Source organism: Methylobacterium sp. J-088, from assembly GCF_022829295.1.
Classification (GTDB): Bacteria; Pseudomonadota; Alphaproteobacteria; order Rhizobiales; family Beijerinckiaceae; genus Methylobacterium.
Window position 1 is genome coordinate 1 of the sequence record NZ_JAKSYH010000181.1, and the last position, 9462, is coordinate 9462.

Here is a 9462-nt window from a genome sequence, read left to right on the forward strand (position 1 = left end):
GAGCAGGCTGTCGAGCGGGCGACCGCGCAGGGCCTCGACGACGGCGGGGTTGACGTCGATGATCTCGTAGCGGGCCAGCAGGCCGCCATCGGCGGTAGCCACCTCCGAGCCCGCCTGGATCGCGCTCGCCGTCGGACCCGCAGCCGGCAGGTACGTGCAGCCCGACATCGCCGCGGCGGCGAGCAGGGCGAGGGGAAGAGTTCGCATCCAGATGTTGTCCATCGGTATTGCCGAGCCCGTGCCTAGCCGATGGCGGCCCGGGTGTCCGTAGCGGGTAGGCCACACTCCGCCCACGACGGCCAAGTCTGCCGTTTCATCCTCGATAAGCACAGCTTTTTCGGGGCAAGCGCAGCAGAGGCCGGGAATTCGTGCGGGACAGATGCCTGTCGATCCCCTGCGAACGGGTGTGCGACAGGTGGGTGGACGAAGGCACGGCCGTAAACGCTCCGGGTCTGGCGTGGACCCGGGTTCCGCCCGATCGCCGTCCAAGTCGAAGGGCGCGCCGGGTCGGCGGCCCCGGTTTCGCTAGTGGACTGTCCGAGGCCACGCGAACATCTTTTGGAGACGTCCCCCCTCCGGCGGGCTTCTGAGCCAGCGTTGCCGATGCCCGCGAGGAAGGCTGGTGCCGCGTCACAGCGTCGGGGCCAGGGTATCCCGGCGCAGATCCCTCAGTTGGTTTGTCCGACCGCGGCATTGATCTGGTTGTAAACGCCGCCCATCCGATTGGCGTAGATCCGCATGCTTCCGGCCGCAGCGAGGAAGATAAGCGACCCGATCAGCGCATACTCGATAGCGGTGGAGCCTCGCGCGTCGCGGGCGAAACGCGCCACGCCGACAGTCCACCCGATCTTTCCAGGGGCGACATCCTCGGATTGTACGGGACCCGTCCCGACGCCGCCGCAACTCGGCTCCTGCATGGTCGAAACCGCCCTTCCACCGCGCTCCGCCGCCCCCTTTGGCGGCGCGGCCCGTCACGGTTTCTAACCCTGCGGCGATTGCTGCGGTCTTAATGAAGTCTTCGAAACAGGGGCGTCTCGACTGTTCAAGTCACATTGTCCTCAGACGGACGCACCCGTATACCGGGTGCGTCCGGACCGGTCAGGCGTGTCCGGCCTTGTGCCGGAGATCATCGATCCGCTTGGAGGCTTCGGCCTTGTCGAGGTCCGGATCGAACGCCTCCGGCTCCTTCGCCTCCTCCGACAGGGTCTTGAGGTAGGACGACTGGGCGCCGGTCATCGGCTCGCCGCCGGTGGTCCACTGGTCCGGATCCTTGATCTGGTTGGAGGTGTCCTTGGGATCGGTCTTCGGATTCGCCTCGGACGCGTGGGACTTGGCATCCGACTTCGAGGCGGACTTCGCGGTCGACTGGGTCATGGCCAATTTGTTCCTGAAATGTTCTGACGTCCCGATGTGAACGCTTGGTCCGGCCCTCAGTTCCGGCGTTGCCGGGGCGCCGCGGCGTTGTCCCCGGCCTTTCCATCCGATTCGCCGATCCTATTGATGAAGCACGGTGTCCGGGGAGACGCCGCGGTGCCATGGAGTCCGGATGATGTCCGCGGGAATGTTCGCGCACGGAACTGGGACGGCGGCTGGCGATGCGCTTGTACTCGTGGTCATGGGCGTCTCGGGGTCGGGGAAGAGCACCGTCGCGGCGCTGGTCGCCGAGCGGCTGGGGTGGACGTTCATCGACGGCGACAGCTTTCACGGCCCGGAGAACGTGGCGAAGATGCATGCCGGGCACGCCCTCGACGACGCCGACCGCGCCCCCTGGCTGGTCCGGATCGCGGCCTGGATCCGGGCGCGGCTTGCGGCTGGTGAGTCCGCAGTGGTGGTGTGCTCGGCCCTGCGCCGGGCCTACCGGGACAGCCTGACCGGCGGGAGCCGCCGGGTGCGCATCGTCTATCTGGAGGGAGACAGGGCGCTGATCGCCGGACGCCTTGCGGCACGCCACGGGCATTTTATGTCGCCCCTCCTGCTCGACAGCCAATTCGCCACGCTGGAAGCGCCGGGCCTAGACGAGCACCCCATCATCGTCGGGATCGCCGACCCGCCCGCGGTGGTCGCGGAGCGAATCGTTGCGCGTCTCGCGCAGGACAGCCGGGTCGAGCAGCAGGGAGCGAGCCGATGACAGCGCAATCCGACAAAGCCGCACACATCGCCCTGGTGATCTCGGACGTCGACGGCACGCTGGTGACCGGCGACAAGCGCCTCACCGCCGCCACGGTCGCGGCCGTGGGCCGGCTGCGGACCGCCGGGATCGGCTTCACCGTCGCCTCGGCGCGGCCGCCGGTCGGGCTGCGCGGGCTCGCCTCCGAACTCGGCCTCGACCTGCCGTTGGGGGCCTTCAACGGCGCCAGCGTGGTCCGGCCCGATCTGTCGCCCCTTGAGGAGCAGACAATTCCCGAACCGGCCGCCCGCGAGGCGCTCGACCGGCTGCTCGCCGAGCGGCTCGACGTCTGGGTGTTCGCGCAAGGGGCGTGGTGCCTGCGCGATCCGCACGGGTCCTATACCGACCTGGAGCGCCGCACGATCGGTGTGGAGCCCCGGATCGTGGCCGATCTCGGCACGCTCATGGGGGCGGCCGCCAAGATCGTCGGGGTAAGCCGCGATCATGCTCATCTGGCGGCGTGCGCGGCGCGAATCGGGGCGGCGCTCGCCGACCGGGCGACCGTCCACCGCTCGCAGCCCTACTATCTCGACGTCACACCGCCCCATCTCGACAAGGGCCGGTTCGTCGCCTGGATGAGCCAGCATCTTGGTATCCCGCCGGAGCGGATCGCGACCTTCGGCGATGCGGGGAACGATCGGCCGATGTTCGAGCGCAGCGGCTTCTCGGTGGCGATGGGCAACGCCGAGGATTCCGTGAAGGCCGCCGCCAGCGCCGTCACCGACAGCAACGATGCGGACGGGTTCGCCCACGCCGTCGACCGCTTCATTCTTCCTTAGCGCACCCCGCGTAGACGCGGAATCGGCTGGGCGCGTACGGGCGCCCCCCGAAATCAAGGGATCGGCGCCGCGTTCCGGCGAATGAATCCGCCTGTGTCCTGCGAACCACAGGGAGCCTCCGCGCCCCGCCCGCCCACAGCTTGCCGAAGCGGGGCCGCTTTCCGGCCGCATTTGCCCGCGACCTAGCTTGAGCACAGAAACAGCACCGGGTCTCGGAATGCATCGCCTCCTCCTGGCTGCCGCCATCGCGGTCGTGCCCGCCGCCGCCTTCGGGCAGGCCGCACACGACAACATCGACGCGTTGATCGAGCAGCAGGCCAAGGCGAACGGCGTTCCGGCGAGCTTCGTGCACGCGGTGGTCAAGCGCGAGAGCAATTACAATCCGCGCGCCAAGGGCGGCAGCGCGCTCGGCCTGATGCAGATCAAGCATGCGACGGCGCGCAGCCTCGGCTATACCGGCGATGCCGCGGGGCTCCTCGATCCGGCCACCAATCTCCGCTACGGCGTGGCCTACCTGGCGGGGGCCTACCGCACCGCCCAGGGCAATATCAGTCAAGCTTACCAGTACTACAACCGCGGCTACTATTACGCCGCCAAGCGCCAGGGCATCTCGACCGAGGTCGCCTCGGTGGTGGCCCCGGTTGCCGCCTCCGCGAGCGCCCTGGCGAGCCTGTTCGGCGGCGGTGCCGCGGACGCCAGGGCCGCCGCGCCCCCGGCCCTGGCCTATGCTCCCAGTGTCGCTACGGCCGCGGCGCCGACCGAGACGGTCGAGGTGCCCCTGCCCCCGCGCCGTCCGGCGGCCCTTACGGGCATGATCCAGTTCGCCAGCCTGTCCGTCGAGCCGGCCGCCGCAGCCCCGGCGGCGCAGACGGCGCAGGTCGAGGCCGTGGAGGTTCCACTGCCGCCGCGCCGGCCGGCCGGCTTCGGTACAGCATCCGCCGATCTCGCGGAACTGCGTCTCTCTCCCAAGGAGCCGATGGCCGAACCGGCCCCGATGACCCCCACCGCCCTCGCGGCCCCGGTTGCCGAGGCGGTCGAGGTGCCCCTGCCCCCGCGCCGCCCGACCCTACAGAAGCTGGCCGCGGCCGGGCCGCGGCGCGCGCCGGTCGTCGCGACGGTCCAGGAGGCCGTAGCCCTCCCCATCGAGTAGCACCAACCGGCCTGCGTGACTCCGCAACGGGCATCTGCCCACACAAGGATCATGCTCAAGCCTTGACCATCGGGGCGTTCCGCAACACATAGGCGCCACGCCAGCAGCGTGGTTGGGCCGGCACGGCTCATCCCCTCGCCCGGTCGCAGCGGCCGGACACAGGCGGCGCAACACAGATTTTTGGGCAGGATACGCGGGTCTTCGCGCGCAGTTGTTGGGCAGGTCCTGTCCGAAACGTCGTGCGCGACCGATCTCGAAGCGGCAGACATGCAGGGCACGGTCTCTGCTTTCAGGCTAGCAGGAAAGCGGATTGCGCCATGACCGGCGTGGTAGAACAGGAATCGCTCTTTCTCACGGACCTCGGGCGCCGCGTCAGGCACGCGCGCACCGTGCGCGGGCTGTCGCGCAAGGTTCTGTCGCAGACCTCGGGCCTCTCCGAGCGCTACATTGCGCAGCTGGAGGGCGGCCAGGGCAATGTGTCGATCATCCTGCTGCGGCGGGTCGCCAACGCCATGGGCGTGCGGCTCGACGATCTGATCACGGGCAATGACGCGCAGCCCGACTGGCCGCTGATCCGCGACCTCCTCGGCCAAGCGAGCCCGGCGCAGGTCGCCGCCGCCAAGCAGGCGCTCTCCGGCGGCACCCGGCCCGAGGCGGGCGATCGACCGCGCGTCGCCCTGATCGGCCTGCGCGGCGCCGGCAAGTCGACGCTGGGCAAGCTCGCGGCCGAGCGGCTGGGCTGGACCTTCGTAGAGCTGAACGCCGAGATCGAGCGAGAGAACGCCCTCTCGGTTCAGGAAATCTTCGCGATCTACGGCCAGGAGGGCTACCGGCGGCTGGAGCAGCAGGCCCTGCGCCGCCTCACCGAGCATCCCGGGCCGCTGATCCTGGCGACCAGCGGCGGCATCGTGGCCGAGCCCCTGACCTACGACCTGCTGCTTCAGGCGTTCTACACGGTCTGGCTGCGTGCCCGGCCGGAGGAGCACATGAGCCGCGTGCGTGAGCAGGGCCACCTCGCCACGACGGGCGACCACGCTTCGGCGATGCAGGAGCTGCGCGCCGTGCTGGCGAGCCGGGAGCCGCTCTACGCCCGGGCGCCCGCCACCGTGGACACCTCCAACATCCCGGTCCAGACGATGCTCGACCGGTTGACCTCGGCCATCGAGGCGCGATTCGGGCAGATGGTCTCGCCGGTCGGCTGACCGGGTGACAGCCATGCCGGCGACGCAGTCTCCGGGTTGGCCCGGCCCTTGATCGCCGCGCTGCGGCGCACCACGCTAGGGCATGTCATCGAAGGTCCTGGTTCCAGAAGGGCGAGACCTTTTGCGGGTACAGGGCAGTCCCTCATGTCGGGGCACCGCCCCGACATCCCGCCGAAGGGATGATCCCTTTGGAAGCCCGCGATCGGAGATCGGACGGTGAACCGCCGCCCCGGAACCCGCTCTTACTCGGAGGCTCGGACATGAGCGCCAGTCCTGTCCGCAACGCGGAGCCCCGCGATCTCGCGGTCGTCGATCCCGTCTGGTCGCGCCTGCGCGCCGAGGCCGAAGACCTGTTGCACACCGAGCCGCAGCTCGCCTCCTTCATCGTGGCGACCGTTCTGAACCACACCAGCCTCGAAGGGGCGGTCTCGCACCGGGTCGCGGCGCGCCTCGGGCACCCATCGCTGCCGGCCGAGTTGATCGCCCACGCGTTCCACGAGGCGATCGCGGCCGACCCCGACATCGGGCAGGCGTTCCGGGCGGATATCGGCGCGGTGATCGACCGCGATCCCGCGACGCTCCGGGCCCTCGAGCCGGTCCTCTACTTCAAGGGGTTTCACGCTCTCCAGGCCTACCGCCTTGCCCATCACGTCTGGAACCGCGGCCGGCGCGACCTCGCCCTCTACCTCCAGAGCCGCATCTCGGAGGTGTTCCAGTGCGACATCCACCCGGCGGCGCGAATCGGGCGGGGCGTCTTCCTCGACCACGCGACCGGGCTCGTGGTCGGCTCGACCGCGGTGATCGAGGATGACGTCTCGATCCTGCACGCCGTGACGCTGGGCGGCACCGGCAAGCAGCGGGGCGACCGGCATCCCAAGATCCGCCGCGGCGTGATGATCGGCGCGGGTGCCAAGATCCTCGGCAACATCGAGGTCGGGGCCTGCGCCCGGGTCGCGGCGGGCTCGGTCGTGCTCCGGCCGGTGCCGCCCAACACCACAGTCGTCGGCGTGCCCGCCCGCGTCGTCGGCACCGCAGGCTGCGACGATCCGGCCCGGGCGATGGACCAGCTCGTCGCGCTGGACCAGTTCATCCACCTGGGCGACGGGATCTGATCGCCGTCTACGCGCTTGCCGCTCCGCCGCCGGCGTGGCAAGCCCAGGCCCATCCGCCGACCCGCGGCGCCAGCCGCCGCAAGGGAGACCCAACAGCGTGACCAAAGCCGAGACCGCGAAGCTCCAGGACTACCTGCGCCGCAAGTTCGCCAACAACAATATCCGCCTGACGGCGATGAAGACCGGCGATTCCGCCGAGGTGTTCATCGGCGAGGAGTCGATCGGCGTGATCGCCGACGACAAGGAGGACGGCGACGATTCCTTCGTGTTCCGGATGGCGATCCTGGATATCGATCTTGAGGAAGAAGCCTGAACCACCGGGCGAAACGGTTCCGCGAATTTCGACCGGTGCATGGGTTAAGGCTAACCGGCGGTATTGCTTAACGCCTGGTAAATGACGTGGCTAAACTGCGCGCAACCTGTACAGGAGCGCGAATAATGGTCGTCACGTCTGCCGCTCTCGACTCGATCCGGACGCTGTGCATCGGCCTCGCGCTCTCAGGGCTGATCGCCAGCGCCTTCGAGTTGTTCGCCGCGCGGCGGGCGAGCTTCAGCCTGCTGCAACGTGGCGGCCTGCGCGCGGTGGCCGTTCTGCCGATGCTCGCCTTCTCGGCGCCCTTCATCATTCTGCGCAACACCCTGCGCGGCCGGCGGATCGAGGGCCGGCCGATGCCGTTCGTGATGCTCGCCACGATCATCGCCTGCGGCTGGAGCCTGCTCTCGGGCCGGGTCGCCCTCGACCTCGCGGCGATGCTGGTCGGCGCCTGAACCGCCCTCTCGAAGCCGTGCCCGATCGCGTCGCACACGGTATACGACAGCGACGCCACCATCGCGGAATGAGGCGCGGGTCCCCTCTCCCGTGCGGGAGAGGTCGCCTTTCGCAGAAAGCCGGGTGAGGGACATGCGACTTCCGGAAGAGACGCACCCTGTCGGCGCCTTGAAGGTGCGCTCGATCCTGAACCTTCTCGACCCTCACCCCAACCCTCTCCCGCACGGGAGAGGGGGCAGGTCGCGCTCGCCACCCGTGTTGGCAGACGCGCGTCGTGTACCGTGCGCGTCGCAATCGAGCGCGGCTCTCAGCTGTTGCTTCGACGCGCTCTCCGACGCCGAACCGGTGTCCACTTCGGCGGAGAGCGCTCTAGGGCTCGGCGGTCGCCACCTGGGCGGCGCCGTCCTTCCCCTCCAGCGAGACCCAGGCTGGGCTATCCTGTCCGGCGCGCTTGATGAAACTGTAGCCGGTACGCCGCCAGGGACGGATCGCGTCGGTCTTGTTGTCGAGAATGAAGTCGCCGCGGTCGGTCCGCACCGTCAGCACCGCGTGGCCCTCGTTGATCTCGTCGATCACCACGGTCATCAGCAGGGCACGCCGGGGCAGGCCGCGTTCCACCAGCATCCGCCGCTTCAGGAGCTGGTAATCCTCGCAATCGCCCGATCCGTCATCGGGGAAGTCCCAGCGGTCGACGACGCCCCAATGTGCTTGGTCGGTGATCGGCCGGATCCGCGCGTTGACCCGGCGATTCACGCTCAGGAGCGTCCGCCAGACCGCCACCGTCAACGGCACGACGTGAGGCTCGGCGGGATCGAGGGTGCATTCCTCGGGCATCCGCGCACAGAAATCGATCCATCCCGCGATGGCCCGCACGGCGCCGTTCGATTCCTCGACGGAGGCCTCGCCGGGCAGCACGAGGCGCGCATGGGCACGGGTGGTCGCGCCGCTCAGCGTCAGAATCGTTCCGATCAGGGCGAAACTCGCGATTTGCCGCCCCCGGCGCGCCGCACCGGTCCAGCCCCGCCAACGCAGGGGTGCGAACGTCTGACACGTGAATCCGCCATCCGCGTGCCGCATGGTCAAAACCCCGCCGCCCGATGATGACGGAAAGGTGACACGACATTCTGCGATGCACAATGGCTTCGTGGAAGCGAAGCAACAATCGTGTGGGGGATTGGTTCCGCGGATCGACGATTTAATTGCCGCCGAACTTGGCATCGTCGCATGCGCTGCGCGAATACCCGTTCCGCGAGGCTTCGGAAGCGCTTGATTCGCGCGCGCTTTGCCGGCTTGTCAAAGGATGCCCACGCCAGAGATTCGCGGCGGGTTCCCCAACGTGCAAGACCTCGGCCAGTTCATCGGACTTGGGCCGCAGCTCAGACAAGGACACCGTGATGCAGCCCGCCATCCAGCAGGTGATCAGAGCGCTCGCCGAGGATGGCCGGGCAGGCGCGATCCAGATCGCCGAGCACGCGGTCAGTGCTTATCTCGCCGACGCGCCGAGCGAAGGCGACCGGGTCCTGTCGCGGGACATCCTGATCCGTGACCTTGCGAGCCTTCGGGGCATCGCGCCCCATCTCGCCGGCTTCATCGGCCGGGTCGAAGTTTATGTCGCGGGCCTCGCCCAGCCCTCGCTGAGCCGCGCCGCCTGAGGCGCCGTCCGCTTCCCGTCGTGTCGCCCGCGGGCGCGCGTCGGGAACGGCCTTCCAAGCCGCTCCCCTCATCCTGAGGTGCCGGAGCGTCGCGGAGGCCTCTAAGAAGCCCTCCTTCGAGGCCCGCAGACGCGGTCACCTCAGGATCAGGCAGTTGGATGGGATCGCCCGCTCCGCTTGCGTCTGACGCTGCTCACCCTTTGCATCGGCGCGCACCCTCGCGCCGGGCCGGCCTCCCCTCGGTGGAAAGGCCTAGCGGTTCGCGGTCGTGACCGGAGAGGTGACGCCGCCGAGCGACACCCAGGCGACTGCGTCCTGGCTCTCGCGCTTGATGAACACGTAGCCGGTCTTGTGCCAGGGCAGGATCGCGTTGGTCTTGTTGTCGAGCACCAGATCGCCCCGGTCGGTGATCAGGGTCAGCACGGCGTGGCCCTCGCCCTTCTCGTCGATCACCACGGTCATGCGCATCGCCCGGCGCGGCAGCCCGGCCCCGGCCAGGAGGTGGCGCTTGAGCAGCTGGAAGTCCTCGCAGTCGCCGATGCCGTCCTCGGCCAGGTCCCAGCGGTCGGCCACGTGCAGGTGGTCCTGATCGGTCATCGGCTCCACCGCCTTGTTGACCCGGCGGTTGACC

The 9462-nt window shown here is 69.1% G+C and carries 12 protein-coding genes and 1 pseudogene; 8 read left to right on the top strand and 5 right to left on the bottom strand.

Annotated elements, in window-relative coordinates:
• The 3 genes and pseudogenes from MKK63_RS20635 to MKK63_RS20645 all read right to left on the bottom strand — a co-directional run.
• A pseudogene (locus MKK63_RS20635) lies at window positions 1–207 on the bottom strand (sugar transporter); the annotation flags it as partial.
• Window positions 208–668: 461 nt separating this feature from the next.
• Window positions 669–830, bottom strand: coding sequence for a Flp family type IVb pilin (locus MKK63_RS20640; protein ID WP_244005103.1), 162 nt, complete (start codon window positions 828–830; stop codon window positions 669–671).
• Between the two features lie 268 nt (window positions 831–1098).
• Window positions 1099–1374, bottom strand: a complete 276-nt coding sequence (locus MKK63_RS20645) for a DUF3072 domain-containing protein (RefSeq protein ID WP_243918922.1) — start codon at window positions 1372–1374, stop codon at window positions 1099–1101.
• Window positions 1375–1546: 172 nt separating this feature from the next.
• Between MKK63_RS20645 and MKK63_RS20650 the strand changes: the two genes are divergently transcribed.
• The 7 genes from MKK63_RS20650 (at window position 1547) to MKK63_RS20680 (ending at window position 7178) form a co-directional block, all read left to right on the top strand.
• A complete protein-coding gene (locus MKK63_RS20650; RefSeq protein ID WP_244005105.1) occupies window positions 1547–2128 on the top strand; it encodes a gluconokinase in 582 nt (193 codons plus the stop codon).
• Entirely contained in the window at window positions 2125–2946 is an 822-nt protein-coding gene (locus MKK63_RS20655) for a Cof-type HAD-IIB family hydrolase (protein WP_244005107.1), read from the top strand. The genes MKK63_RS20650 and MKK63_RS20655 overlap by 4 nt, the downstream gene beginning before the upstream one ends.
• Window positions 2947–3163: 217 nt before the next feature.
• The gene (locus MKK63_RS20660; RefSeq protein ID WP_244005109.1) at window positions 3164–4096 is read left to right on the top strand and encodes a transglycosylase SLT domain-containing protein; all 933 of its coding nucleotides are present in this window, start codon (window positions 3164–3166) and stop codon (window positions 4094–4096) included.
• 239 nt (window positions 4097–4335) lie between these two features.
• Window positions 4336–5298 carry a helix-turn-helix transcriptional regulator gene (locus MKK63_RS20665; RefSeq protein ID WP_267428401.1) on the top strand — a complete coding sequence of 321 codons (963 nt, stop codon included), beginning with the start codon at window positions 4336–4338 and terminating at the stop codon, window positions 5296–5298.
• A gap of 260 nt (window positions 5299–5558) precedes the next feature.
• Window positions 5559–6410: a serine O-acetyltransferase gene (cysE, locus tag MKK63_RS20670; protein WP_244005113.1), complete on the top strand. Its 852-nt coding sequence runs from the start codon at window positions 5559–5561 to the stop codon at window positions 6408–6410.
• A gap of 97 nt (window positions 6411–6507) precedes the next feature.
• A complete protein-coding gene (locus MKK63_RS20675; protein ID WP_007565940.1) occupies window positions 6508–6723 on the top strand; it encodes a DUF3126 family protein in 216 nt (71 codons plus the stop codon).
• A 125-nt stretch (window positions 6724–6848) separates the two neighbouring features.
• The gene (locus tag MKK63_RS20680; protein WP_244005115.1) at window positions 6849–7178 is read left to right on the top strand and encodes a DUF6949 family protein; all 330 of its coding nucleotides are present in this window, start codon (window positions 6849–6851) and stop codon (window positions 7176–7178) included.
• A 370-nt stretch (window positions 7179–7548) separates the two neighbouring features.
• Here the strand turns inward: MKK63_RS20680 and MKK63_RS20685 are convergent, their stop codons facing one another.
• Window positions 7549–8256: a transglutaminase-like cysteine peptidase gene (locus MKK63_RS20685; protein WP_244005117.1), complete on the bottom strand. Its 708-nt coding sequence runs from the start codon at window positions 8254–8256 to the stop codon at window positions 7549–7551.
• 317 nt (window positions 8257–8573) lie between these two features.
• Here MKK63_RS20685 and MKK63_RS20690 point away from each other — a divergent pair, with 317 nt between their 5' ends.
• Complete coding sequence (locus MKK63_RS20690; RefSeq protein WP_244005119.1) at window positions 8574–8831, top strand: hypothetical protein; 258 nt, start codon at window positions 8574–8576, stop codon at window positions 8829–8831.
• A 252-nt stretch (window positions 8832–9083) separates the two neighbouring features.
• Here the strand turns inward: MKK63_RS20690 and MKK63_RS20695 are convergent.
• On the bottom strand, window positions 9084–9462 hold a 379-nt coding region (locus MKK63_RS20695; protein ID WP_244005121.1), incomplete at its 5' end, for a transglutaminase-like cysteine peptidase.

Excerpts from the sequence above, each read along its gene's own strand:
- MKK63_RS20645 (WP_243918922.1), bottom strand. The coding sequence starts at position 1,374 with ATGACCCAGTCGACCGCGAAGTCCGCCTCGAAGTCGGATGCCAAGTCC.
- MKK63_RS20660 (WP_244005109.1), top strand. The coding sequence starts at position 3,164 with ATGCATCGCCTCCTCCTGGCTGCCGCCATCGCGGTCGTGCCCGCCGCC.
- MKK63_RS20685 (WP_244005117.1), bottom strand. The coding sequence starts at position 8,256 with ATGCGGCACGCGGATGGCGGATTCACGTGTCAGACGTTCGCACCCCTG.
- MKK63_RS20655 (WP_244005107.1), top strand. The coding sequence starts at position 2,125 with ATGACAGCGCAATCCGACAAAGCCGCACACATCGCCCTGGTGATCTCG.
- cysE (WP_244005113.1), top strand. The coding sequence starts at position 5,559 with ATGAGCGCCAGTCCTGTCCGCAACGCGGAGCCCCGCGATCTCGCGGTC.
- MKK63_RS20650 (WP_244005105.1), top strand. The coding sequence starts at position 1,547 with ATGATGTCCGCGGGAATGTTCGCGCACGGAACTGGGACGGCGGCTGGC.
- MKK63_RS20690 (WP_244005119.1), top strand. The coding sequence starts at position 8,574 with ATGCAGCCCGCCATCCAGCAGGTGATCAGAGCGCTCGCCGAGGATGGC.
- MKK63_RS20680 (WP_244005115.1), top strand. The coding sequence starts at position 6,849 with ATGGTCGTCACGTCTGCCGCTCTCGACTCGATCCGGACGCTGTGCATC.